At 39.8% G+C, this 25,071-nt stretch carries 19 protein-coding genes; 9 read left to right on the top strand and 10 right to left on the bottom strand.

Going from position 1 to position 25,071, the window contains the following annotated elements:
* Positions 1 to 182: 182 nt before the first annotated feature.
* Positions 183 to 1,511 (bottom strand): SWIM zinc finger family protein, encoded by a 1,329-nt coding sequence (locus BEGALDRAFT_RS10065; protein ID WP_002686159.1) that lies wholly within the window; start codon positions 1,509 to 1,511, stop codon positions 183 to 185.
* Positions 1,512 to 1,731: 220 nt separating this feature from the next.
* Here BEGALDRAFT_RS10065 and BEGALDRAFT_RS10060 point away from each other — a divergent pair, with 220 nt between their 5' ends.
* Genes BEGALDRAFT_RS10060 through BEGALDRAFT_RS10045 form a run of 4 tightly spaced genes read left to right on the top strand, consistent with a single transcriptional unit; the run spans position 1,732 to position 4,194 of the window.
* A complete protein-coding gene (locus tag BEGALDRAFT_RS10060; RefSeq protein WP_002686158.1) occupies positions 1,732 to 2,361 on the top strand; it encodes an EF-hand domain-containing protein in 630 nt (209 codons plus the stop codon).
* Positions 2,362 to 2,398: 37 nt separating this feature from the next.
* The gene (locus BEGALDRAFT_RS10055; RefSeq protein WP_002686157.1) at positions 2,399 to 2,938 is read left to right on the top strand and encodes a sigma-70 family RNA polymerase sigma factor; all 540 of its coding nucleotides are present in this window, start codon (positions 2,399 to 2,401) and stop codon (positions 2,936 to 2,938) included.
* A 12-nt stretch (positions 2,939 to 2,950) separates the two neighbouring features.
* Positions 2,951 to 3,520 (top strand): hypothetical protein, encoded by a 570-nt coding sequence (locus BEGALDRAFT_RS10050; RefSeq protein ID WP_002686156.1) that lies wholly within the window; start codon positions 2,951 to 2,953, stop codon positions 3,518 to 3,520.
* Complete coding sequence (locus tag BEGALDRAFT_RS10045; RefSeq protein WP_002686155.1) at positions 3,511 to 4,194, top strand: periplasmic heavy metal sensor; 684 nt, start codon at positions 3,511 to 3,513, stop codon at positions 4,192 to 4,194. Before BEGALDRAFT_RS10050 ends, BEGALDRAFT_RS10045 begins: the two co-directional genes overlap by 10 nt.
* A 257-nt stretch (positions 4,195 to 4,451) precedes the next feature.
* On the opposite strand, the gene BEGALDRAFT_RS10040 is transcribed toward BEGALDRAFT_RS10045, so the two are convergent.
* From BEGALDRAFT_RS10040 to BEGALDRAFT_RS10030, 3 genes are all read right to left on the bottom strand, one after another.
* A complete protein-coding gene (locus BEGALDRAFT_RS10040; protein ID WP_002686154.1) occupies positions 4,452 to 6,578 on the bottom strand; it encodes a putative bifunctional diguanylate cyclase/phosphodiesterase in 2,127 nt (708 codons plus the stop codon).
* Between the two features lie 230 nt (positions 6,579 to 6,808).
* On the bottom strand, positions 6,809 to 7,453 hold the full coding sequence (locus tag BEGALDRAFT_RS10035) for a methylamine utilization protein (RefSeq protein WP_002686153.1): 645 nt from the start codon (positions 7,451 to 7,453) through the stop codon (positions 6,809 to 6,811).
* 18 nt (positions 7,454 to 7,471) lie between these two features.
* On the bottom strand, positions 7,472 to 8,371 hold the full coding sequence (locus BEGALDRAFT_RS10030) for a hypothetical protein (protein ID WP_002686152.1): 900 nt from the start codon (positions 8,369 to 8,371) through the stop codon (positions 7,472 to 7,474).
* Positions 8,372 to 8,583: 212 nt separating this feature from the next.
* On the opposite strand from BEGALDRAFT_RS10030, the gene BEGALDRAFT_RS10025 reads away from it, so the two are divergent.
* On the top strand, positions 8,584 to 9,048 hold the full coding sequence (locus BEGALDRAFT_RS10025) for an EVE domain-containing protein (protein WP_002686151.1): 465 nt from the start codon (positions 8,584 to 8,586) through the stop codon (positions 9,046 to 9,048).
* An 11-nt stretch (positions 9,049 to 9,059) separates the two neighbouring features.
* Here the strand turns inward: BEGALDRAFT_RS10025 and BEGALDRAFT_RS18225 are convergent, their stop codons facing one another.
* The 4 genes from BEGALDRAFT_RS18225 to BEGALDRAFT_RS10005 all read right to left on the bottom strand — a co-directional run bounded on the left by BEGALDRAFT_RS18225 (position 9,060) and on the right by BEGALDRAFT_RS10005 (position 15,999).
* Positions 9,060 to 10,499 carry a hybrid sensor histidine kinase/response regulator gene (locus BEGALDRAFT_RS18225; RefSeq protein WP_002686150.1) on the bottom strand — a complete coding sequence of 480 codons (1,440 nt, stop codon included), beginning with the start codon at positions 10,497 to 10,499 and terminating at the stop codon, positions 9,060 to 9,062.
* Between the two features lie 33 nt (positions 10,500 to 10,532).
* Positions 10,533 to 11,414 (bottom strand): AEC family transporter, encoded by an 882-nt coding sequence (locus BEGALDRAFT_RS10015; RefSeq protein WP_002686149.1) that lies wholly within the window; start codon positions 11,412 to 11,414, stop codon positions 10,533 to 10,535.
* Positions 11,415 to 11,559: 145 nt separating this feature from the next.
* On the bottom strand, positions 11,560 to 14,013 hold the full coding sequence (locus tag BEGALDRAFT_RS10010; RefSeq protein WP_002686148.1) for an ATP-binding protein: 2,454 nt from the start codon (positions 14,011 to 14,013) through the stop codon (positions 11,560 to 11,562).
* A 789-nt stretch (positions 14,014 to 14,802) separates the two neighbouring features.
* Positions 14,803 to 15,999, bottom strand: coding sequence for a Bcr/CflA family multidrug efflux MFS transporter (locus tag BEGALDRAFT_RS10005; RefSeq protein WP_002686147.1), 1,197 nt, complete (start codon positions 15,997 to 15,999; stop codon positions 14,803 to 14,805).
* A gap of 589 nt (positions 16,000 to 16,588) precedes the next feature.
* Here BEGALDRAFT_RS10005 and BEGALDRAFT_RS10000 point away from each other — a divergent pair.
* Positions 16,589 to 17,809 (top strand): argininosuccinate synthase, encoded by a 1,221-nt coding sequence (locus BEGALDRAFT_RS10000; RefSeq protein ID WP_002686146.1) that lies wholly within the window; start codon positions 16,589 to 16,591, stop codon positions 17,807 to 17,809.
* 78 nt (positions 17,810 to 17,887) lie between these two features.
* Here the strand turns inward: BEGALDRAFT_RS10000 and BEGALDRAFT_RS09995 are convergent, their stop codons facing one another.
* The gene (locus BEGALDRAFT_RS09995; RefSeq protein WP_002686145.1) at positions 17,888 to 19,483 is read right to left on the bottom strand and encodes a Tim44 domain-containing protein; all 1,596 of its coding nucleotides are present in this window, start codon (positions 19,481 to 19,483) and stop codon (positions 17,888 to 17,890) included.
* Positions 19,480 to 20,112 (bottom strand): TPM domain-containing protein, encoded by a 633-nt coding sequence (locus BEGALDRAFT_RS09990; protein ID WP_002686144.1) that lies wholly within the window; start codon positions 20,110 to 20,112, stop codon positions 19,480 to 19,482. The genes BEGALDRAFT_RS09995 and BEGALDRAFT_RS09990 overlap by 4 nt, the downstream gene beginning before the upstream one ends.
* Positions 20,113 to 20,208: 96 nt before the next feature.
* On the opposite strand from BEGALDRAFT_RS09990, the gene BEGALDRAFT_RS18220 reads away from it, so the two are divergent.
* The 3 genes from BEGALDRAFT_RS18220 to rraA all read left to right on the top strand — a co-directional run bounded on the left by BEGALDRAFT_RS18220 (position 20,209) and on the right by rraA (position 24,915).
* On the top strand, positions 20,209 to 22,287 hold the full coding sequence (locus BEGALDRAFT_RS18220; protein ID WP_232281979.1) for a SpoIIE family protein phosphatase: 2,079 nt from the start codon (positions 20,209 to 20,211) through the stop codon (positions 22,285 to 22,287).
* A 252-nt stretch (positions 22,288 to 22,539) separates the two neighbouring features.
* Positions 22,540 to 24,327: an acyl-CoA dehydrogenase gene (locus BEGALDRAFT_RS09980; RefSeq protein WP_002686142.1), complete on the top strand. Its 1,788-nt coding sequence runs from the start codon at positions 22,540 to 22,542 to the stop codon at positions 24,325 to 24,327.
* 105 nt (positions 24,328 to 24,432) lie between these two features.
* A complete protein-coding gene (gene rraA, locus BEGALDRAFT_RS09975) occupies positions 24,433 to 24,915 on the top strand; it encodes a ribonuclease E activity regulator RraA (RefSeq protein ID WP_002686141.1) in 483 nt (160 codons plus the stop codon).
* Positions 24,916 to 25,071 lie beyond the last annotated feature (156 nt).

The raw sequence follows: 25,071 nt of genomic DNA, 5'->3' as shown, positions 1-25,071 counted from the left end.
TTCTTGGTTTAAGGGGTTTAAATCCTGTTAATTCTGAAAATCCTGATTCAGACAAGCTGTTGTCTTTTTTAAAAGAAACTCGCCGAACTCAGGTTACTTTATTTTTTAGTGCGTAAAAAATCCCCCATAAATGGGGGACAGCATATTGTCGTATCATTTATTGCAATTGTTTGTAACGCTATTCACAGGGCATTTAATGGTTGATATCCATATGTTTGCCAAATGCCTAAGGGGAGAAAATGCGTACCGTTATATTCTCCAAAAACGTTGATAGGTGCGCCTGCACTAGCGGCAAGTAATTGCCATATATCTGCAAATTGGGGAGCAATTTCTAAACTGTCTTGGACAGCATCTTGTAGTCCCCAGCGTGATTCTGTGGGATGTTTATACAAGCGCATGTCTTCTAAGATAATTGGTAAACGGTTAAACCAACATTGTTGAGACAGGGCTGATTGATACGTTTGATAAACAGCTTGTATTTGTTTAACCCCCACAGCAATAGTGCTGTCAAGATTGCCAAAACGGTTTTTGACTAATGCCCGTAATGGGTAAGCAGAGGGGTAAAAAATTAATTCTGCATCCGTTGTCGCCCCTGTTAGCCACTGACGGTCTAAGCTCAGTAAATTAGTTGGAATGGCAAAATTGAGTAATAACGCAAATTTTCCTGTTGTTTGCCCATATAGCCAAATCCGTTGCGTAACTAAGTCGGGTTGATTCTCTGTGTATTGACCGCAGACAAACCATTGATCACGCACAGCAGGCAAATCGGCTAATTCTTCTTTACTCTGTGACCAACCTATTAACGCCTTAATATCCTGTTGTAAGGCAGGGTCAAGCTGTTCAATATTTTTATAACTCTCTAATAATAAATGAAGCTTTGCCATTTCCATCAACAGATTAGAAGCCCAATCTATTTCGCCACTGTTCACAATACTTGCGAATGACTGCAAATAACGTGCAACTCCGCTCGCTTTTGCGTCAATCATGCGTTTGGCTTGTTGCTCAAAAAAATGATAGGGACGATTTTTTAAATCATTGAATCCACTACGGACTAAATCCATTAGCCATAAGTTGATGTCTTCTAAGCCTGCTTGTACGCTCGCCTCGCGTTTTGCCTGTGTTTTCGCGCTGACCGCAGGATTTTTTGCAGGCTTGCTCACTTTTGCCTGTTGTTTCTCTGCTCGCCCTGCTAACCAGTCCGCAACCCAATCAGGCGGGTCATCACTTTGCGTTAATACGCTAATGTCTTGCACATAAAGTAAGAATAGTCCAATTGCGTGTTTACAAGGGAACTTACGACTCGGGCAAGTACATTTAAACGCCATATTCTGTAAATCAATACGGGTTTGATACGGGTTTGAGCCACTGCCTTTGCACTCGCCCCAAATCGCTAACTCGTTATATCCCGACGTAACCCAATGTGTTGCTTTTGCCAATCCTTTACCGCTTTTTTTCGAAGCGTCGTCAGGAGCAAGCTGTAAAATTTGTTCAACGGTGTACTGTGTGGACATGATGAAAAATAAGTAAGTTGTGTGAATTAGTACGGAAAAATCATCAAGTCACGGCAATATTTCCCGTTTAGATGACTTAATCCCCCTCGTTTATTTTAACCTTTCATGCACAAACGACGGATTTTTACCAGCGCGAACGTATAAAAGTACGACAAAACCAATAATAAGATAAAAGGTTGTCAATAAGCCTAAATACTTTCACCTACTAGAGAGAATTATCATGAAAACATTAACAACTTTATCCGTTAGCGTATTACTTGCCTTAAATAGTGCCTTTGTATTTGCGGCTGACCGTGCAAACAATCTTTTTGAACGCTACGATAGCAACGGCGACAAAGTCATTACACAAGATGAGGTGCAAGCGGCTAAAACTATCTTCTTTATGGAAGCCGATAGCAATCAAGATGGATTTTTAACCGCCACCGAACTGCAAGCAGGACTGCAAAAACAACAACAGCAATTGCAAAATACCGTTTTTGCCAGTTTTGACACCAACAATGATGGTATGGTTAGCCTCGCTGAATTAGAAGCCTCAGCAACAGGCAAACGTGCGGCTCGTCTGAGCAAGGTTTTTAAATTAGTCGACAGCAATTCCGATAACAACGTCACCCAAGAAGAATGGAAAGCGTTTAAAGCCAAAGCACAAGAAAAACAGGGCGATAAAAAAGAAGAGCGTCAAGAAAAAATGTTTAACAAGATGGATTTAGACAAAGATGGTAAACTGTCTAAAGACGAATTTGTAAAACAACTCCCCTTGTTTGACCGCTTAGATAGTAACGAAGATGGGGTCATCACCCAAGATGAAATCCTGCAACAATTGCAAAAACGCGAAAAAAAGTTGAGAGAATAAAGAGACATCGCGCGTTTTCACGTGACTTAGGCACATAATGGACGAAACGGCAGACGCAGACAGTGCTTTGATGCAACGCATTCAGCAAGGAGACCAACAAGCGTTTAACCAATTGGTCAACCAATATTTGCATCCGCTCTACCGTTTTGCCTATCGCATGTTAAATAATACCGCAGATGCGGAGGAAGTCGCCCAAGACACGCTTGTTAAAGTGTGGCGCAATGCGGCGCAATGGCAAGCAGAAAAAGCAAAATTGACAACATGGATACATAGTATTGCTTACCATCTTTGTTTAGATTTATTGCGCCGCCACTCGCCAACCATGATAGATATTGACGACCCCGACGAAATGGAAATTGCTTCACCCACTGATGATTATCAGCAACTGGAAATTATCGACCAACTGGAAAAAGGTTTACAAACCTTAGTAGAACGGCAACGAGCAGCGATATTACTCTGTTACTATCAAGGCTTAGACAATCAGGAAGCCGCTCATATTTTACAAATTAGTGTAGATGCCTTGGAATCCCTACTCTCCCGAGCACGACGTACACTTAAAAAGCAATTGCTTGCTTAGACGGGGACGATTATGTCAAATCAAGCCATGACTATCGAACGTTTCGCGCAACGCTTAGCTGCTTATGGGGCTAATCTTGAACGCTGGGCAATTACAGAACGCCAAGCAGCACGAGAGCTATTAGAAAATTCGCAACAAGCTAAAGACTTATTAATTGATGCGCAACGCTTAGATAAAGTCTTGGATCAACTCCCCGACTGTCCGTTACCGCCGTTATTGAGTCAACGTATCCTGCAAGAGATTCAGCAAACCCCGCAGGAGAATCTCGCTATTACGCCCAGAGCGATTGTGCATGTTGCAACGCCATCGCGCAAAACGGATTGGAGTAACGTAACAAGTGCGTGGGTAGAAAAATTCCTTTGGGGAAATAGCCCCACTCAGCACTTCTGGCGACCTGCATTTGCCCTTGTGTTACCGCTGGTCGTGGGTATTTGGCTTGGTTCTCAGGTGCAGACTGAACAGCAAATTAATAGCACGAGCAACGAACAGGTTTTAGAACAAATCGTTTATGATGAATGGAATGCCATTTTTGGTAATGATGCAACGACCACGAATGAACAGGAATTCTCCTCATGGTTATAATCAGCCGAAATCCACGTATTTTTGGAATTGCTTTTATCGGATTACTCGTGCTGAATCTCTTTCTGCTTGGTTTGCTCATTGGTATGTATCAACACACGCCGCGCAAACCGCCAGATATAGAATTAGAACTGTTAGCAGATGCGAAATTTCCACCTATCTTGCGGGATATTCCTACCAGCGCGTTTGAGCGTGTACAGCCCATTGTTGAAAAATATAAACCCACAGTACAAGAACAACTCCAGCAATTAGCTAAAGCTCGACGTGGTGTGCATCAACAACTGATTGCAGAAACGATAGACCATGACGCTTTAAATAATGCGTTTAAACAAATGCGAGATGTTGATGAGGCTTTAAAAAAAATATTACATCAAGGGTTTATAGAAATTTTGGATAAACTCACGTTTGAGGAGCGTCAAGTATTGGCGAAGCGACTTGAAAAGCCTGCCCGTCGTTTAGAACGTCTTGAAAAACGAATAGCGGATTATTTACGTGAGCGCGACAGTAATAATGATGGTGATATTACACAAACTGAGTTTATAGAAGGACTTCCACCTAGACGACAAACCATTGCCATTGAACGCTTTAAACGTTTAGATAAAGATAATGACGGAATTTTGAGTCAGTCAGAATTGAATATTTTCTTTTCTTCAGAAGCCAATGAGGAAGGAAAATAAACTGAGTTCGGCGAGATTCTTTTAAAAAGACAATAGTTTGAATGTTGTAGGGTGGAATAGCGAAGCGTATTCCACCTTGAAATTCTGCAAAAACTGAGCAAAAAAAGATTATAAATCGTAGGGTGGAATACGCTTTGCTATTCCACCCTACATTTTTTAGTTGAAAAATTCTAAAAGGTTTTCGCCACTCGCCGAACTAGCGTTAGCAGGTCTATCGGAACACGCGAAAAGGGTTGACCAGACAAGCTGTTGTCTTTTTAAAAGAAACTCGCTGAACTCACGTTAATTAACTGTCCGCTTTCTTGTTGTGCAAGCAACTTAGTTATATCTTTTTCAACCAATGGTTTATAGAAGTAAAAACCCTGCACGTAATCACAGCCATTTGCTCTTAATAAATCGAATTGTTGTTCCGTTTCTACCCCTTCTGCAACAACTTGCATATTAAGCCCATGCGCCATTTTAATAATGGATGTCACGAGGGTTATATCATTTTCTGTACTGATATCAGCGACAAAAGAGCGGTCGATTTTGAGAATATCCAGATTAAATTGTTTAAGGTAACTTAAGGAAGAGTAACCTGTCCCAAAGTCATCAATGGCGAGGTGTATGCCTAACGATTTGAGAATCTTTAACGTCTGTACGGTTTTTGTCGCGCAGTTCATCGCTAAACTTTCGGTGATTTCTAACTTTAACCAGTTGGGCGATAAATCTGTACGTTGTAATACTTTGATAATGCGGTCAATCAAATCGGGTTGATTGAATTGACGCACAGAGAGATTGACCGACATCAGTAACGGGGTAAAGCCTTGTTGTTGCCAGTGATGACTTTGACGGCAGGCAGTTTCTAATACCCATTCGCCAATAGGAATAATTAGCCCACTTTCTTCTGCAAGTGGAATAAATTCAGCGGGGGAAATCATGCCAAAACTGGGATGTTGCCAGCGAATCAGTGCTTCTACCCCCATGATATTTTTTGTATTGGTTTCTAAAAGGGGTTGATAGCATAAAAAAAGCTCTTCGCGTTCTAGGGCGTAGCGTAGCGCATTTTGTAACGTGAGCCGTTTGTGGGCTTCTGCGTTGTCATTTTTGGTAAAAAAGCGATAACTATTACGCCCTTTGTTTTTCGCCTCATACTTAGCGATATCGACATTTTTCAGTAGGGTACTGAGTTCTGTACCATCTTGGGGATAAATAGCAATGCCGATGCTGGTACTCAGGAATATTTCATGTCCTTCAATCGTGACGGCGTGATTGAGATTGCTTAGAATGCGCGTTGCAATTTGGGCAGCAATTTCAATTTCATCTTGTATTCGTTCTAAGTTATCGATAAGAACGGTGAATTCATCCCCCCCTAAGCGGGCAATCATGGGGGTTTCTGGTTCTAAAATATGGGTTAAGTATTTAGCGGTATAGCAGAGAACTTTATCACCAACAGGATGCCCCAGTGCATCGTTAATGTCTTTAAAGCCGTCGATATTAATGAGTAACAGGGCTAATCGATGGTTTTCACGTTGGGCGCGTTTAATCGCTTGGGTTAAGTGCTCTTGGAAGAGTAGGCGATTGGGTAGCCCTGTGAGTGCATCATAATAGGCGAGTTGTTTAATTTTTTCTTCTGAGCGTTTTTGTAGGGAGTTGTCAGTAATAATGCCTACAAAATGAGTGATTTCACCAACTTCATTTTTAACTGCACTGATACTTAACCATGCGGGGTAAACTTCTTTTGATTTGCGTCGATTCCAGATTTCACCACTCCAATGACCCAAGGTTAGGATGGATGCCCACATGCGTTGATAAAAATTGTTACCGTGTTTGCCTGATGTCATAAAGCGCGGATTTTCGCCTAAGCATTCGGCTTCGGTGTAGCCTGTGATGTCAGTATAGGCTTGGTTGATACTGATAATATTGGCATGTGCGTCGGTGATAATAATGCCTTCACGGCTGGCTTGAAAAACACTTGCGGCAAGGTGTAATTGGGCTTCGACTTTTTTACGTTCTTGGATTTCTTTTTGTAACTGTTGATTTTGTAGTTCTAATTTTTGATTACGTTTATTAATTTCAGCTTCTAAGTGATAGCGGTTATTAATCAGTTCTTGTTGAAACAAGTCTGTTGTTTCCGTAATTGTTGCTAAAGAGATTTCTAAATCGGCTTTATCACGGTATAAATTTTGTTTTTCTTGTTCAAAACATTCTAATTGTTGATGAAACTCATGCAATTTATTGAGGAGTTCACGGGTTAGTAGGTCGCCGTGTTCCGTGGTGGCATCTAAGCTGATGACTAAATCTTGTTTGTCTTGTTCGCTTGACGCAAGTTTTATATAGACTTGTTTTAACTCGTCTAAGAGTTGAACACGGAGAGGGTCATAAAAAAATTGGCTTGAGGTCATGATCAATCAAACAGGAAAGCTTAGTAGTAGTAGGGGTATTTTACGCAAACTGTTGGTTCTGGCATAAAGAATTTTGGTAGTGCTAAACAAGTCAGGTTTTAGTTGTTCATTTTAACGCTTTTGTCTGAAACAGGATTCACACGATTAGCTGGATTTAAAAGATTCATTCGCGTTGGTTTTTGTGTGAGGGTTTAATCCCGAAAATCCTGTTTCAGACAATCATGTTTTATTTAATAATCATCACTCCGTGAGTTGGGGGCACGTCTGATGCGAATGGTAGGCTTGATGGTAATTTTAACAGGAAAAATTTGATTATTATCTGTTAAATTCAGCGGATAGCTTTCTGCTTCTTTGGCGTTTTGTGTATTTGGATGCCAAACTTTTAGAGTGTAATTTCCTGCGGGGATATCAGCAAGTGTGGCTGTGCCGTCTGCACTGGTTTGCGTGAATTTATCGCTGGCGGCAACGTAGATATAGCCTAGCATCCAGTCGTGAATATTGCAGCCTAAAGTGATAATACCTGTTTTATCAAAGATAATGGGGTCTGTGGGCGTGCCTTCATAAAGAGGAAGTTCAAAGGGTTTAGCAGTGGAGAAAGAATAAACATGGTGGTGAATATTGTCCTTATTGGGGAATTTTATCGGTGTATTCACAGGGACAACGGTGATATTTGGGACAAACTCTTTATTAATCTGGTCAATAATACTAATAAATATTGGGGGTTTGGGAAAAGCCCCTGTTGGTGAAACGATTTCAATCACAGCCCCTTGTACAGGTTTACCTGTTTGCTCAGTGACTTGTACCGTCAGCGAGGCGGCAAAGGTGAGGGGAGAGAGTACGCCAGCAAGCAGTAAGCTCATTATTTGCTTTAACATGAAATTTTCCTTAATTATTTAAAAAGCAGTGATAATCCCGATATGCAGTAGGTTAGATCGATATTCAATATCATCATGTGCAGTTGTATTTAAGAAGTTATAACCAATTGTTACTGTTGATTTATCTGTCAGCATCCAACTAGCTTCTAGTCTGATGTCATGAGTATGCGTGTTTTCTAGTTTATAAACGACTTTATTATTACCAAATGCAGGATCGCGTAATCTTGCTGCTGATGCATTGAGCAAGCGCGAATTGGGCGCGGTTGCAGTAGAGTCTATATCACCATCATGATAGTTATAACTCAGGCTTAAGCGTGTTCCATTTTGCAGGGTGTAAGCATTGCCGATAAAGAAACTGATACGTTCTTGATCAAAGACATCTGTCGGGGTCGTTATTGTGCTGACGGGTTCATCTTGAGCATGACGGATTTTATAGGCGATTCCTCCATTAATAACCCATTGTTCATCTATGCGTTTGTTCAGTTGTATTTCTGTGTGATAAATCCAACTATCCCGAATATCGCTGCGAAAATCGGCATAATCTGCGGATAATTTGGCAGATAGACGTGGCGCGAATGCACCTAAACCAAATTTATAATTGTATTGTCCTGTAAATCCTAAGGTCGCTTGCGTTAAATCGGTGACATTGGTCGGTTGGTTTAAGGTCACATTGGCTTGTAGGGTAAAACGGCTACCTGTTGCAGGGTGAAAAGCCTTGCCTGCGCTGAGATTGAGTTGCACACTAATTTCTGTTTCTTTATCACTGTTTTGCGTTGCGCGTCCAATATTATCGTCGTAGCGTAAAAAACTACTGGTTTCAACAAATTCATTCGCAACACTTAAGGGGCTTATACTGACGGTTAAGGCAAGCGTAGCAAGCAAGACGGTAAAATGAGCGGTATGATAGCGGGAAAGCATTTTTTTCTCCTTACTGATGTTTCTCTAAGACATAGTGGCGCAAAAATAATGCCTGTTGTAAAAAGACCGTGAGAATTGAGCGTCATCAGCCTGTTAATTGAATTGATACTATTAGGTAAAATAATAGTTTAAAGTTTTTGCAAATGACGGAGCAGGCGTAATAAAGATTTTTTAGGATATCAGCAAGTAGTTTAAGACAGGATGATAATAATATGGCTTATTGGTTAATGAAATCAGAACCAACCGCTTTTAGTATCGATGATTTAGCACGAGATCAGGTGACAGGCTGGGATGGTGTGCGTAATTATCAGGTGCGTAATATGTTGCGCGATCAAATGCAAGTGGGGGATTTAGCCTTTTTTTACCATTCTAATAGCCAGCCGATGGGAATTGCAGGAATTATGCAGATTACGCGGACAGGCTATCCCGATGAGACCGCATGGGATGAGACAAATATCCATTATGATCCTAAAAGCACGCCTGATAATCCGCGATGGTATCAAGTTGATGTGGCTTTTATACGTAAATTTCCACAAGTCTTGGGTTTAGCCAGTTTAAAACAGCAGGCATTTTTACAAGATATGCAGGTATTACGGAGAGGAAACCGTTTATCTATTACCCCTGTTACGGCAGAGGAATGGGCGTTTATTCTGGCGTTAGTGGATAAGTCCGCGTGAAGTCTGATTTTTTATTCTGGCGTTGGGAGTGTTATTACAATTTCTGTTCCAACCTTGCCATCTGAACGCTGTAAAACGCTACAACTGCCACCAATGCCCCAGAGTAATTGCGATATCATCGCCAACCCTAAGCCCATGCCTGCGACTTCTCCCGTAAAATATTTATCACTTTGATAATAAGGCTGTATGACTTTTTTTAATTCTGTTGCAGGAATCGTAATGCCATCGTCGATAAAATGGAGAGCCAATAGATTTTTATCCGTTTCTTTGCTGGCTTTTAAAATAATATGAGGTTGTTTCTTTGGATGAAACTTTTTCGAGTTTGTGAATAATTCCCGCAGAATTAGCTCGATAGCTTGTCCTGAAACTAAAATTTCAGTAGTTAAAACAACCGCGTCGAATTGAATTTCAAAGTCGACATACTCAGCTTCTTCACACAGTTGGCGAAAAATATATTCAACGCCCGCTAATACTTGGGTAAATCCCCCATAGCAAATACTGGTTGAATCTAAATATTGCAAAATGCCTGAGATTTGAGTATTTAAACGTTCAGCACTATCCTGTGCTATTTTCAAATGTTCATAAGCCTGTTCGTTAGTAAAATCATCTGGTTTGAAAATACTAAGGATGCTTAATCCATTTAATGGGGTTAAGAGTTTGTGGGAGACTGAGCTATTAAATGCCCAACGTTGACGTGCTAACACAATCTTTTCTGTCACATCCATCAAGCGTAATAAATAGCCATTCTCAACCCGTGCAGGTAAGGGCAATATATCGACTTGTAGCCAAAACGGCGGACGTTCGCGGCTTTCTGGTAGAACCAAATAGCGGGTTAAATCATTTTTTTGCCAATTTACCCATGCTTCTACAGGTTTAGCTTGATAATTTTGTTGTGCAACAACTTCAAAAAAATCTTGTTGTAGTAATTTATCTTTACTAACGCCTAAAAAGACGCAGGCTTGTGGATTGACATATCTCGCCTGATTATCAGGATTAACAAGAATATAGCCTTCATCCGCATTTTCCACTACCCATGCAAATTTTGCCCGTTCATTCATTAAACGGCGTTGGCGATTTAAGCGGGTAATGGTGCGCACACGGGCGCGTAATTCTAAGCGGTCAAACGGTTTACTGATAAAATCATCCGCACCAACATCAATACCACGTAGCAAAGAATCACGGCTATCTAACGTCGTGACGATAATCACGGGCACTTCTGCTAATAAAGGATTTTGGCGAATCCGTTGACAACATTCATAGCCATCCATGACAGGCATCATAACGTCTAACAGGATTAAATCAGGCATGACTAATTCTGCCTTTTTTAACGCTTCTACACCATTATTTGCAAATTCGAGTTGATATCCTTCCATTAACAGCAGACTTTCAAGGGTATTACGTCCAATTTCCTCATCGTCCACAATTAAAATACAACTTTTAGTGTTATTCATAACGTTATCCTACATAACGGTGTAATCCATCAGTTATGATGCTGGCAAAGCTAAGAGTAATGCTAAGGGCATTGTGACAAAACTCATTAAGTTTCCTAACATAACAATAGAAGCGACTTTTTGTGGTTCTTGTTGATATTGTTCAGCAATCATATAATTCATAACTGCAGGTGGCAACATCGCATAAATCAGCACAAGTCCTGTTTGTTCTGGCGTAAAGGTTAAAAATGGTAATGCTGCGGCTAAAACCAATACACCTGATAAAGGACACCAAATTGCGCCGCGCAACCCAATTTCCCAGTCTGCAAGATTGACGTTAATCAAGCGAACACCCAACGCGAACAGCATTAAAGGCACTGAAATCTGTCCCAACATTTTTAACGGTTCTAACAATAAAGGCGGAACTGATATTTTAAAAAAGCTCAATATGATACCGCTTAACGTCGCTAAAATCATAGGTTTTTTTAGAATGCTCCACCAATTTGTATGATGGTTCATGATGTATGAGCCGACGGTAAAATGTAGCGCGTTACTGACAATAAATAAAACAACCGCAGCGGGCATAATGTCTTGTCCAAACGCGAAATAGGCAACGGGTAAGCCCATATTGCCTGTATTAGCAAACATCATCGATGGAATAAAGGTTTTTGCATTTAATTTTAACCAATAAACAATAGGTAACATTAAAATGCCACTGCCTAATACTAACAGTAATGCAACAATTGCGAGTTGATAATATTCATTCAGATTAAAGGATTTATCGGCAAGAATACTGAACAGTAAACAAGGGGTAAACACTTCTAAATTAATTCGATTGGCAATACTCATGTCAACAGGATGACGACGAGCATAGAAATAGCCAATTGCAATAATCGCAAATACAGGAAATAAAATAGTAAAAACACGGATTAGCATGATAAATATAGAAGTGAATAAGGTGATGCCTGTTTATAGGCAAAGGCAAAGCGCGTTTTAAATCCGTCGACTATAAAATCTATTTTTCAATAGATAACTGTTTAAAATCGTCTTTAATCACAAGAAAGTCAGCAGTATGCAATGTTTAGCTACTTTCTATTTCTAAGCGAATATTTTCCCACGTTTGCATTAACTGCCATTGACCTATAGAAACAATCCGTTGCCGTGCTAATTCTAAATTATCTTTTGCATCAATTTGACGTTTACTATAATGGGCAATCCGTGCATTTAATAGCGATAAATCAGCGATATGCAAGCCATGATTAAAATGATAAATTAAACGTACTGTTCGCTGATACAGTTTTTCAACCTTGTTGGTAATATCTTCTACCCCTGCAACCGCGCGTTTTTTCCGTTGTACATCAAATAAAAGATTAGCTTGTAATAAACGGGCTTTGACTTCATACAAACGCATATTTGTACGCTGAATAATTTCTAATACTTCATTAATATCTTTTTGCGCCCGCGCCACATCGCCTAATTGCCGATATAACACGGCACGTGCTAACAAGGCATCAGGGATAAATAAAAATAATTCACTTTGGCGAAAGCTCTGCAAGGCTTTATTTAAACAAGCAAGCCCTTCTATTGGGTTTTGCATCGTCGTCCAAATACGTCCCATATTTAACTGTGCAAACGCGATACTGTTTACGCCTAACTCCGTTTCGGCTAAGGTTAAAATCGCTTGCCCACGCGCTAAAATGGCGGCGCGTGACCTTTCATCCTGTGACATGTCCAACAACAAACTGCAATACTGCATCCCTGCTAATGAATATAAATAAGAATGCTGTGGTTGGTCAGTCTGTTGTAACTGCTCCGCTTGCACAAATACACTCAAGCTATATTCCAAATCCCCCAACTGATGCAAAACAGCCGCTAACTTTGCATGGCTTTGCATTTGACTCGATAATTTTTTACCTTGTTCAGCCCAATCAATGGCTTGTTGTGCAACAGTTTCGGCTTCATACAATTTACCCAAACTCATGAGTAAATCAACCCGATTAATCACACTCAAAGCAGCATTATGCCAATCGGCTTGCGATTGTTTTAAAGTTGCTGCCGCTTGCAAAGGCTCTAACGCCTCTTCTAATCGCCCTAAAGCCGTGAGCAAAAAAGCGGTTTGTGCTAATAAAAACGCTTGTCCACGCTCAGATAATGCCACATGTGGTGTTGTCCAAGAATTCACCTGACTTTGCTCATCTTGGGCATAAAAATACGATAACAAAGCTAAATCTGCGGAAAAAGAACCAAAGATATTAATGCTGTAATAGGCTTCTTCACGCAAAATTTTATCGGTATAAACCTGCATTGCCGTTTGATATTCGCCTGCCATACAACCATGTGCAACCGCACGATATAACGGCTCTAAGGCACTAAAAGAAGGGGCAGACTCATCCGTCATATTCTGAAAATATTGAAATAACACATGATGCGCTTGCTCCCATAAATCTAAACGTTGGCTACGCAACTGTTCACGGAAATAAGCACGAATGACAGGATGAGTATCCCATTGATTGACTTGCGATGGATACAATAAACCTAACTTAACCAGTTGTTGTAAAACATGCTCCCACTCCGTGACGGATAAGGCAGGGCTTATTTGCGTTAATTTTGCCTGACGAAATAAAATATCGCGCTCTGCTGCCTGCATAGGACGGTCAAATAAACTTAAAACCTGTAAAAATACCCGCTCGGGTGCGGTTGACTCCCAACAATTCTCATCATAAAAGCGTAAAACACGTAATGCTTGCCCCCCCCACTCTTCATCGGCGAATAAAGCGGGTAATTGGGTTGACATCGTATTTAAATCTTGTGCATAACCATTCACAAATGCACCCGCCAATAAACTCAGGGCTAAGGCGTGCCCCCCCAATAATTTGGCTAACCCCACTAACTGCCAAGTTGCACCCTGCACACCTAATAATTTTAAAAAATTGGCACTTTCACCCGCATTTAAATTTTCTACACTCAAATTAGTAACATACGGGCAGGCTCTATCCTGTAGCTCTACAATAGATTGACGCGATGTCGCTAAAATTAAACGCTTCTCCGCATTACTTATCCCTTTTAACTCCTGCAAAAAAGTTTTTAACCCTAAATCAGCACAAGCCCCCCCTTTTGTCATCACAGGGTATTGCAAGGTTTCTAAGCCATCTAACAACAAAATAAACGATTGCTCTCGCAATAACTCAACGAGACGTTTTGCTTTTACATCATCTTGTCGTGGTATTTCTGCTTGATGCCCAAAAAAATGCAAGGCTTGTTCAAAAAATAAACTAGATGAAAATTGTGGATAATCATTTCCTTGACCATAGAATGACCAACCAAAAACAGCATTAACATTTTGATATTGCGGTGCAATAGCATCAAGCCATGCACGCAATAACATTGACTTACCAACCCCAGCCGCAGCGGTTAATGTCACCATAGAAACTGTTTGGCTAAAGAATGCCGCGTCAATATCTGCTAATAAAACCCTACGCCCAATAAATGGCTGAGACAGTTTCGGTAAATTATCAAGGCTAACAATTTGTTGCATAATAGTTCGGGATTAGGGGAAAGAAACAATATAAATAACTTTATATAAAAGTGATTTAAATAATTAATAATTTGATATTTAAAACTTTTACATAAAGATTAGTATGATTAATACTTTAACGAGTTTATCATGATGCCAACTTATATCACAAATGATTAACAAATAACCTCAATTCAGTAAAAATAGCTAGTTTTAAGACCGATATTTCTAAAAAGACTACTAACCATTTATTTTATAGCGCGTTTACTATAACTAAATGACAGATAACAGATTATTTAAATCAACCTGAGTTCGGCGAGATTTATAAAACAAAACAGAGACCTGCTAGATTTTCAAAACTTAGCAGGTCTTTTTTTGTCTGAATCAGAATTCACAGAATTTTCAGAATTAAAAACAATTAAAAACATAATTTTTTATTCTTTTAATTTTCTTGTCTTTTTAATCCTGAAAATCTTGATTCAGACAAGCTATTGTCTTTTTTATAAAACAGATACCTGCTAGGTTTTCAAAACCTAGCAGGTCTTTTTTTGTCTGAATCAGAATTCACAGAATTTTCAGAATTAGCAGAATTAAAAACAATTAAAAACATAATTTTTTATTCTTTTAATTTTCTTGTCTTTTTAATTCTGAAAATTCTGATTCAGACAATCTTTTAATCCTGAAAATCTTGATTCAGACAAGCTATTGTCTTTTTTAAAAAACTCGCCAAACTCAGGTTAAATTAGAACTTTCAGGGTTTAACCCTTAATCTATGAGTAATCCTGAAAATCTTGATTGCAACAATTTCTGTTAATGTGCAACAGGTCGTTGAAAGTGAATTAAGCTAAAATAGCTCACTAAACTTGCAATCCCCATCAAAGCAATACTACTTGCCATCACAAAAGATGTACCTGAATGCAAATGACCGACCAACATACCTGTTAAAGCCGCCATCATAGATTGTGTAAACCCAAATAAAGCAGAAGCCGTACCCGTCATTTCAGGAAACGGCGCGAGCGCGCCCGCCATCGCTTGTGGCATCACAATACCGCCACCCGCTGAAAAAAACATCATCGGTAGAATGACAACCCACACAGTATAAATTTGTAAAATAGCCGCTGTAACCATGGTTAAGCCTGCGCCTGTCATCAACACAACGCCCAGTAACACTAAACGATTAATTCCCCAACGCAAACTAAACCGCCCCGCAATGAGTGTGCCTGCCATGTAACCAATAATTATCACGCCAAAAAAATAACCAAAATGCTGTTTTTCAACACCTAAAAAATCGATTAAGACAAAGGATGAACCTGAAATAAAAGCAAATAAGCCCCCATAAGCAAAGCTACAGCACAATACATAACCGTTATACTGCCTATTTAAAACTAAAACCGTATAATTCTTTAAAATAATCAACGGATTTAAAACTGCTTGGCTTTCCTCTGGTCGAGTTTCAGGGACATAAGCCCAAACCAACCAAAGCATTAACACCCCATAAATGCTTAATAAAACAAACACGGCATGCCAGCTAAACCATGTTGCTAAATATCCCCCAATAATCGGCGCAAACGCAGGCGCGAGAGCCATTGCCGTTGCAATATACGACAACATTTTTGCTGCTTTCACCGCACCATAAATATCCCGTACAACCGTTCTGCCTAATACAGGTCCTACACATCCCCCTATTGCTTGGAAAAACCGACAGATAATTAGACCGTCAATGGTTTGTACAAAAATGCAAATAATCGTTGCAACCGTAAAAATAAACATACCTAATAACATGATAGGTTTACGTCCAAAACGGTCAGCCAGTGGCCCATAAATTAGCTGTCCAACCGCAAACCCAAATAAAAAAACGCTTAAGGTTAATTGCACCTGATCAATTGATGTGGAAAAAACACCGACAAGCATCGGTAAACTGGGTAAATACATATCGGTCGATAATGGTCCTAAAGCAACACATGCCGCAAGAATCATCGCCGTTGTTAATGATTGTGGATTACGCATAACAATAAACCATATGAAATATATAAATTTCAAATAATTAAGGAAAATTTACAAAAAGATTAATCATATTAAATAATAGATATCAAAGATAAATATTTATAATATAATTTTTTTTGTACGCATAAGAACAAATTGAATATGACGGAATTCCATCTACAATACAAGGGGCGACTGCATATAAAACCCTGTTAAAAATACATTTTTCTATGAATTTTCAGAAAAAACATTTAATTAAAATGACATAATCTTTATTCACACCAATCTTGCAAAAAATCTCATGATTCCTTCAATATTGCTGTGATAACAACTTGATATAGTAAACGTACCACAAAGTGATTTAAATTTAGGACTGGCAGTCCTTCGCATCGTTTTATAGTGCGTTTACTATAAGTTCATTATTCATTTAATTTTTAATTTAAATTAATGCGTTCATTCAGTAGAAATTGCGGATAATAATGGCTGAAATGCACCGTTTTATAAGAATTGTTTAAGTCATCACCAACGAAAAACGCCAGCAAATCGTCATATGAATCGAGTAAAATTGACGGTTAAAATTTATCTTTCATTAGCACCTACAAATTAGGACATCATGAGCGACATCAAAAAAGTAGTGCTCGCCTATTCAGGCGGATTAGATACTTCCATTATTCTCAAATGGTTACAAGATGAGTATCATTGCGAGGTTGTCACATTTACCGCAGATATCGGGCAAGGAGAAGAATTAGAGCCTGCTCGCGCAAAAGCGCAAAAGTTAGGCGTGAAAGAAATTCACATTTTAGATTTACGCGAAGAATTCGTCCGCGATTTCGTATTTCCTATGTTTCGTGCTAATAGCTTGTATGAAGGGGAATATTTACTCGGTACATCCATTGCCCGCCCGTTAATCGCTAAGTATTTAGTGGAAATTGCCAATAGTGCGCAGGCGGATGCGATTTCTCACGGTGCAACGGGTAAAGGTAACGACCAAGTTCGTTTTGAATTAGGGGCTTATGCGTTAAAACCTGAAGTGAAAGTTATTGCACCTTGGCGCGAATGGGATTTAAACTCCCGTGAAAAATTATTAGCTTATGCAGAAAAACATGATATTCCCATCGAACGGAAAAAAGGCGAATCCCCTTATTCTATGGATGCGAATTTGTTGCATATTTCTTATGAAGGCAAAGGCTTAGAAAACCCTTGGCAAGAGCCTGAGGAAGATATGTGGCGGTGGTCTGTTGCCCCTGAAGTTGCGCCTGATAAAGCGACAACTTTAGAATTGACTTATGAAAAGGGGGATATTGTCGCCATTGACGGTCAAGCCATGAGTCCTGCGACTGTTTTAACTTATTTGAATAAAGTCGGCGGTGCGAATGGTATCGGGCGTGCAGACTTAGTCGAAAACCGTTACGTTGGGATGAAATCTCGTGGTTGCTATGAAACCCCCGGTGGCACAATTATGTTAAAAGCCCATCGTGCGATTGAATCTATTACGTTAGACCGCGAAGTTGCGCATTTAAAAGATGATTTAATGCCTCGTTATGCGAGCTTGATTTATAACGGTTATTGGTGGAGTCCTGAACGTCACATGTTGCAAACCATGATTGATGCCTCTCAAGCAACGGTCAACGGTAAAGTGCGGGTTAAGTTGTATAAAGGCAATGTGATTGTGACAGGACGCGCTTCAGAGACAGATAGCTTATTCGATACCAGCATCGCAACGTTTGAAGATGATGGTGGCGCGTATAATCAGAAAGATGCAGAAGGTTTTATTAAATTAAATGCCTTACGGATGCGAATTGCTGCACGGTTGCAACAAACTCGTAAGAAGTAATTAAGCCTGAATAAAAAAGACCTGCTAGGGTTTTAAAACACTTAGCAGGTTTTTGTTTTTTCAAGCGTAAAACTCAGATTAACCTTGATAAACTTCGTCTTGGGTAATGAGTGAAAGCACCCAAGAGAAATTCCCCGTACTGACTTTTGAGCCACAGTAGCCACATTCTGCCGCCATGCTCATTTTATCCAAAGGCGCGCCACAACTGGGGCAGTGGTGCAAATCGAATTCACTTTCTGGCTTTTCTACGCCTGTCCGACGGATAAATGTCCAGTATTCAGTAAATTTACGGGCTTTATTTTTCGCGCCGCCGATAACCTTTCCTTTTTTATCCGTAACATAGTCGTTACAACTGGCGTAAATACGGACGGTTATCGCTTCGTAGTATTTGTCACATTCGACTTTAGCGAGGACAATTTTTTGAATTTTAATATTATCTAAGCGGTTGACTAAGCCTTGCGCTTTATATTGTTGAATCCAAAACTCATTGGTTTCATATAAACGGTCAGATAATAAATGGCGGACTGTTTGCCAATTTTGCGCTGTCCATGCGGCATAAATCGCTAAAAAGAATTCTTTAACGATATGTGATTCAAAATTGCGCCAGAAATTGTCGAATTCGCTGAAATTATGCGCTTGTGCAAAATCTTGTTGCTGTTTTGCAAGGTTAGTTTGGCGAATAGTGGCTAATTCTGTACCTTCTTCTTCAGCATAAGTGCCAAGTAATTGCGCACTAAATTGTTCGTCGCTTAATACGGTTCGACGGTCTAAACTCCATTGCATAACACCGCGTTTAATAATAGATTCGCAGTATTCACATTTTCCTGCATCATTAAAGTGAGCAGGCGCGCCACATTGGGGGCAAGTAATGCTTTGCATTTTTTCAGGCGGGGCGGATTGTGTGCCTTTTTGGCGGACTAAAAACCATGCTTCACGCACAATATGGCGATAGACTTCTTTTTTATCGCTGTAACTAACTGTATAGTTTGCTTCAATTTCTACTTTAATGCCTTCGTTATTTGTCCATTCTCCCACCTCGGTAATGTTTAAGCTACCGACCACGATTTCAGTAACACGTTGGTTTTTATATTGTGGTTTATTGGCTTCGTTTAAAATTCCTTGTGAAAGATAAGGGCTTAGAAATTGCATTTTTTCGTTACCACGATAGTTATAGTATTTGTGATACAGCGAGTGTACAAAATCTAAAAATAGAACCCTTGAAAAACTAGGGTCACGGTCACGAACTTGAGTGAGGCGATTATCAGTCAGTTGCAATTTATTGGTTAAGTTGTCTTTAGTCGCTTTAGAGCTAACTACGCGGCGCGTGCGTTTTTCATCATACTTTTGATAGTAATAATGAATAATCAGTATTGCGATAATAATCAGGATAATCGCGATAAATTCACCAAAATCTAAATCGACATCAATACTGCTGCTACTGCTTCCCCATGAAAAAGAAGAACCTGACGATGAGCGGGAGGAGGATGAGGAAGATGAAGAGCGTCGACCAGATGAGCGGAAGGATGAGCCACCACCAGGACGGGCTTCTACATCGTGTAGTTGCACTGTGGGCATAATACCCAGTGGGGTAGAAGGAACAAAAACCAGATGAATAGGGGCGAGTAATACAAATAGGGTAAAGCTGATAGCGACGATTTTTAATTTCAATTTCATAAATTCACCTCTAAATCGTCGGGAAGTTCGTTAATGTCATTTTCAACGGGGGGGAGATATCGATGAAACAGTGTTCGTGTCTGGCTCAGTGTTTTTAATAAAGTGATGGCAGGGTTTGCTGTTGTAAATATTTGATGAAATTGTTGATTTAAGTTGTCCCATTCATCAAAAGGAATTGCAGAGTAGGCAGCGTTATCAGGCAGGATATAAACACATCGTTCAAATAAAGAGAAATAAATAAAAACGCCTGCGCGACTATGGGTGTTATAAATGCCTGCTTTTTGAAAAAGCGCACGTGCCATAATTTCTACTTGACGCTTTAAGCGTTTTTTTGTCAATACGACTCGTTTTAAATAGGGTAGGAATATGCTCAGGATAGTGCCAAGCGTAAAGGCAATAATCGTTCCTGTGTAAATGAGATAGTCTCCAAAAACCCACGGTGAAAACATAAAAAAGGTGTATGTCAGTAAGCTGAAGAATGCACCACACCATAAACTAGCATCAATGTAAGTATCTGAGCGTGGTTTAATAATCACAACAATTTCAACAAGTGACTGTTGTTCTATTTGCGCAATTGTTTCCCAAAGACGGGTTTTGAATGCGTCGTGGTTGAAGTATTTTGTTAGCATAATTGTCTTTTAATTTATGTGAATAAACAGTGTCATGTTTGGAAATATAACACTAAGGATTTTATAATGAAATTTTTTAGAAATTATAATTACATAATGGCAATCACTTGTATTATTTTAATGTTGATTGCGGCGGGTATTTTTTATATGCAGTTTAAGTCACGCTATGATGTGACATTAGGCGATATTAAAGCATCGTTTGAATCTCGTTTATTAACAATAGATTATGTTATGCAAACGGCAACAAATCAAGTGCAACGGATGAAGATACAGGCACAAAATTATTTAATCTCTCATCCTAGCCCCCCCACAGATTTAACTTTATTAGAGGCATTACAAGAAGATAAGGCGCAAAAAACTTATAATTTGGATCAATTACCTACAACCTATAATATTCATATGATTGGTAATTTAACAGGGGAGGGTAGTTTGCGAAATCGTACTGCCGATTTTTATCGAGAACTTGCAATGGCGTTAGATTTAAACTCTGCTTATCAAGGGATTGAGACTACCATACCGAATATTGCATGGGTTTACTATACGTCAAAAAACCAATTTATAAATATTTATCCTTGGGTTAAATCAGCCGATTTTCATTTTTCCGCCGAATTATATACCCATGAGTTTTATACATTAGGATTACCAGAGAATAACCCAAGTAAATCAGTTTTTTGGACGAGTGCGTACATTGATGAAGCGGGAAAAGGTTTGATGGTGACAAGTGCCGCACCTGTGTATGAAAAACAAACCTTTTTAGGAACTGTTGCGTTGGATTTTACTTTAGATATTTTAAACAACTTATTAGACCATTTTGCTTATGTAGATACACCACTTTTTATTATTAATAAAAATCAGTTATTAGCGCATAGTCAATTAGTAAGTTCTAAGGATAAAACCATAAAACCCATTCAATCTGCATTTCCTGATGAGTTACAACCGCAGTTAGCAAAAATATTATCCAATTCAACGCAAGATTTTTTTTATCATGATGGTTATTGGATTATTAAACAATCTTTTAAAAATGTGCCATGGCAATTGGTGTATTGGGTATCTCATCAAACAATTCTTAAAGAAGCTTTTTATTCAACCAGTTTAGGGTTTTTAGTTTTATTGCCTGCAATTATCATTATCTTAATGATTGCATTATATTTAACCCGTAGAGAGTTCATTCATCCTGCTAATTTATTGGTTCAACATATAGAGGCTGAAAATCAGGGGAAAACAACGGTTATTCCTAAAGTCCCTGTTGCATGGCAAGCATGGTTTGAAACAGTTTCGCAGGCGTTTCGAGAAAATCGTACTTTAGTTAAAAAACTGGAGTTATATAACGCTTCATTAGAAGCCATGGTTGCTGAAAGAACATTAGAAATTAGTAAATTAAACGAAAGGTTAAGTGCAGAAAATATGCGAATGGGGACGGAGTTGGAAACTACGCGCCGTTTGCAACAAATGATTTTGCCAAAAAAGCAGGAGTTAAAAGCTATTCATGGTTTAGATATCGCCAGTTTTATGGAACCTGCGACGGAAGTTGGTGGTGATTATTATGATGTGTTGGAATATGACGGTCATATTAAAATTGGGATTGGCGACATTACGGGACATGGCTTAGAAAGTGGTGTATTGATGTTGATGGTACAAACCGCTGTACGAACGTTATTAGCTAATCAAGAAACTGACCCTTTGCGGTTTATGAATACGTTAAATCGTATCGTTTATGACAATGTTAATCGAATGAATTCAGACCGTAACTTATCGTTATTATTGTTAGATTACCATCCGTCATTAGGTACAGATACAGGTCATGGGACATTGCATTTAAGTGGGCAACATGAGGAAATTATCCTTGTTCGTGCTAATGGCAAGGTTGAACGCATTGATACCCAAGATTTAGGTTTTCCGTTGGGATTAGAGGCAAATATTGAAAGTTTCGTTGCGCAAACAGGGATAGAATTAGCATCAGGTGATGGTTTAGTGCTTTATACCGATGGTATTCCTGAAGCCTGTAATCGTCAGAATGAAATGTACGGCGTTGAACGTTTATGCACGGTTGTCAGTCGCCATTGGTCAAAAACGGTGGATGAAATTTGTCAGGCGGTCATTGCTGATGTACGTATGCATATTGATGATTACAAAGTTTTTGACGATATTACCCTCTTAATTTTGAAACAACAGTAGTAAAATTTTGGGGTATATTTCGCTTTTTTTTGTCTAAACTACAATTTTCATAATTCATCTAACCGCTTTAATTTAAAGTATCTTTTAATCGAGTGAATTGGGAAAATTATGCAAATGATGGTTCGGATAAACTTTAAATTTTATTGACGTAAAAGTTACCTTAAACGTAAACGTCAACATTGAATAACAACATTTTCATAACTGTTATTCACTTTATGATAACAATCAATTTATTAAACTAAAGGAACTATTATGACTTATATTGCGCCCACTCGTGATATGCAGTTCGTTATCAATGAACTTGCTGATTTAGCAACCATCAATAGCTATCCCATGTATCAAGATGCAACTGCCGAATTAGTCAGCTCTATCCTTGATGAAGCCAATAAACTCGCTTCCGAAGTGCTCGCGCCGATTAACTATAGTGGTGATACACAAGGCAATATGCTTAAAGCAGGCGTTGTCACCACTGCAACAGGCTTTAAAGAGGCTTACGCGCAATTTGTTGAAAATGGTTGGAATGGATTACATAGCAATCCTGATTTTGGCGGGCAAGGATTACCCGCAATTGTCAGCATTGCTGTGAGCGAAATGTGGCACGCCGCGAATATGTCTTTTGGTTTATGCCCCATGCTGACACAAGGCGCGATTGAAGCCATTGAACATCATGGCAGTGACGCACTTAAAGCAACTTATTTGTCAAAACTGGTCGAAGGCACATGGACAGGGACAATGAACTTAACTGAACCACAAGCAGGGTCTGATTTAAGTGCCGTCCGCGCAAAAGCAGTACCAAATGGCGACCATTATTTAATCAGCGGGCAAAAAATCTTCATTACATGGGGTGAGCATGATATGGCTGAAAATATCATCCACTTAACCCTTGCCCGCACCCCTGATGCCCCTGAAGGTGTGAAAGGTATCTCCTTATTTGTCGTGCCTAAATTCCTGATTAACGCCGATGGCAGTTTAGGCGAGCGTAACGACGCATACTGCACCTCGATTGAACACAAACTTGGTATTCACGCAAGCCCAACTGCTGTAATGGTTTTCGGCGATAAAACAGGCGCGGTCGGCTACTTAGTTGGGGAAGAAAATCGCGGTTTAGAATACATGTTTACCATGATGAACCACGCCCGCTTATCCGTCGGATTAGAAGGGGTTGCCATTGCCGAACGCGCCTATCAGCAAGCCTTGCGTTATGCTAAAGAACGCATACAAGGACGGGAAGCAGGCGTAAAAGGCAGCGATAGAGTCGCCATTATTAAACATCCTGATATTCGTCGCATGTTAATGTCGATGAAAGCACAAATTGAAGCCATGCGTGCTGTCGCTTATGTCACCGCTGCCTATATGGATACCGCACATGGAGGCACTGACAGCGAACAACAAAAAACCGCCAGTGCTTTCGTCGACCTACTCACCCCCATTGTTAAAGGCTGGTGTACAGAATCCGCGATTGAAATCACCTCAACAGGCGTACAAATTCATGGTGGGATGGGCTTTATTGAAGAAACAGGCGCGGCACAACATTTCCGCGATGCCCGTATCACCACAATCTATGAAGGAACAACAGGCATACAAGCCAGTGACTTAGTCGGACGGAAAATTGCCCGTGAAAATGGCGTGACCGTTAAAGCCCTCATGACAGAAATGCAAACCGTCGCCAACGACCTCGCCCAAGCCACCGGCGATGACTGCGCAGCGATTCACAAAGCCTTTACCGCAAGTCTTCAAGCCCTACAAGAAGCAACCGACTGGATTTTAGCCAACTTCGCCCAAAATCCAAAACAACCCTTAGCCGTTTCTGTGACCTATTTACGCCTATTCGGTATCGTAGCGGGTGGTTGGCAAATGGCAAGAGCTGCATTAATCGCACAAGCCCAATTACAACGCGGACAAGACCCCAGTTTCTACGAAGCCAAACTGATTACAGCCCGTTTCTACGCAGAACACATTCTCTCCCAAACGGGTGGATTAGCCTACAGTGTTGTCAACGGAGCCGTGAGTGCTTTAGCATTACGTGACGAACAGTTTTAATCGTTTACAAAACTGATTCAACCCTGATACCACTAACCCATTCTGTTGATACAAATAAACAGAATGGGTTTTATTTCAACCTAAAATTAAAAAAAGGATACTGCCGTGGATTATGTAACCCCTGATTTATGCGATAAATATCCCAAAGTGGTTAAAGTCGCAGACCCTATTTTCCGCAGTTTTGGATTAAAAACCGCTTTTGGTGGACAAATTAAAACGGTCAAAGTCCATGAAGACAATGTCCTTGTAAAAGAAATTCTGGGAACAGCAGGTGAGGGCAAAGTCCTTGTGATTGATGGTGGTGCTTCCTTACGTTGCGCATTAGTTGGAGACATCATTGCTAAATCTGCCGCTGATAATGGTTGGGCGGGGATTATCGTTTATGGATGTATTCGTGACTCTAGCGTTATCAACACCTTACCTATAGGCATTAAAGCCTTAAATACCCATCCGCTAAAAAGCCATAAACATGGACGTGGTGATAAAGATGTCCCTGTTACTTTTGCGGGCGTGACCTTCTTCCCAGACCACTATGTTTATGCCGATGCTGACGGCGTGATTGTGGCTGAACATGCGTTAGAGATGTAAAGACTATAAGAAAAAACAAAAACCTGCTAGGTTTTGAAAACCTAGCAGGTCTTTTTTTGTCTGAATCAGAATTCACAGAATTTTCAGAATTAGCAAAATTAAAAAGCGTGATTCGCATTAATTTCTTGGTTTAAGAGGTTTAAATCCTGTTAATTC

It is taken from the genome of Beggiatoa alba B18LD, from assembly GCF_000245015.1.
GTDB classification, from domain to species: domain Bacteria; phylum Pseudomonadota; class Gammaproteobacteria; order Beggiatoales; family Beggiatoaceae; genus Beggiatoa; species Beggiatoa alba.
This window is presented reverse-complemented; position numbering and strand designations above follow the sequence as displayed.

Excerpts from the sequence above, each read along its gene's own strand:
- BEGALDRAFT_RS10065 (WP_002686159.1), bottom strand. The coding sequence starts at position 1,511 with ATGTCCACACAGTACACCGTTGAACAAATTTTACAGCTTGCTCCTGAC.
- BEGALDRAFT_RS10045 (WP_002686155.1), top strand. The coding sequence starts at position 3,511 with ATGGTTATAATCAGCCGAAATCCACGTATTTTTGGAATTGCTTTTATC.
- BEGALDRAFT_RS09990 (WP_002686144.1), bottom strand. The coding sequence starts at position 20,112 with ATGCTAACAAAATACTTCAACCACGACGCATTCAAAACCCGTCTTTGG.
- BEGALDRAFT_RS10025 (WP_002686151.1), top strand. The coding sequence starts at position 8,584 with ATGGCTTATTGGTTAATGAAATCAGAACCAACCGCTTTTAGTATCGAT.
- BEGALDRAFT_RS18220 (WP_232281979.1), top strand. The coding sequence starts at position 20,209 with ATGGCAATCACTTGTATTATTTTAATGTTGATTGCGGCGGGTATTTTT.
- BEGALDRAFT_RS10015 (WP_002686149.1), bottom strand. The coding sequence starts at position 11,414 with ATGCTAATCCGTGTTTTTACTATTTTATTTCCTGTATTTGCGATTATT.
- BEGALDRAFT_RS10040 (WP_002686154.1), bottom strand. The coding sequence starts at position 6,578 with ATGACCTCAAGCCAATTTTTTTATGACCCTCTCCGTGTTCAACTCTTA.
- BEGALDRAFT_RS10030 (WP_002686152.1), bottom strand. The coding sequence starts at position 8,371 with ATGCTTTCCCGCTATCATACCGCTCATTTTACCGTCTTGCTTGCTACG.
- BEGALDRAFT_RS10055 (WP_002686157.1), top strand. The coding sequence starts at position 2,399 with ATGGACGAAACGGCAGACGCAGACAGTGCTTTGATGCAACGCATTCAG.
- BEGALDRAFT_RS10010 (WP_002686148.1), bottom strand. The coding sequence starts at position 14,013 with ATGCAACAAATTGTTAGCCTTGATAATTTACCGAAACTGTCTCAGCCA.
- BEGALDRAFT_RS10035 (WP_002686153.1), bottom strand. The coding sequence starts at position 7,453 with ATGTTAAAGCAAATAATGAGCTTACTGCTTGCTGGCGTACTCTCTCCC.
- BEGALDRAFT_RS10050 (WP_002686156.1), top strand. The coding sequence starts at position 2,951 with ATGTCAAATCAAGCCATGACTATCGAACGTTTCGCGCAACGCTTAGCT.
- BEGALDRAFT_RS10060 (WP_002686158.1), top strand. The coding sequence starts at position 1,732 with ATGAAAACATTAACAACTTTATCCGTTAGCGTATTACTTGCCTTAAAT.
- BEGALDRAFT_RS18225 (WP_002686150.1), bottom strand. The coding sequence starts at position 10,499 with ATGAATAACACTAAAAGTTGTATTTTAATTGTGGACGATGAGGAAATT.
- BEGALDRAFT_RS10005 (WP_002686147.1), bottom strand. The coding sequence starts at position 15,999 with ATGCGTAATCCACAATCATTAACAACGGCGATGATTCTTGCGGCATGT.
- BEGALDRAFT_RS09995 (WP_002686145.1), bottom strand. The coding sequence starts at position 19,483 with ATGAAATTGAAATTAAAAATCGTCGCTATCAGCTTTACCCTATTTGTA.
- BEGALDRAFT_RS09980 (WP_002686142.1), top strand. The coding sequence starts at position 22,540 with ATGACTTATATTGCGCCCACTCGTGATATGCAGTTCGTTATCAATGAA.
- BEGALDRAFT_RS10000 (WP_002686146.1), top strand. The coding sequence starts at position 16,589 with ATGAGCGACATCAAAAAAGTAGTGCTCGCCTATTCAGGCGGATTAGAT.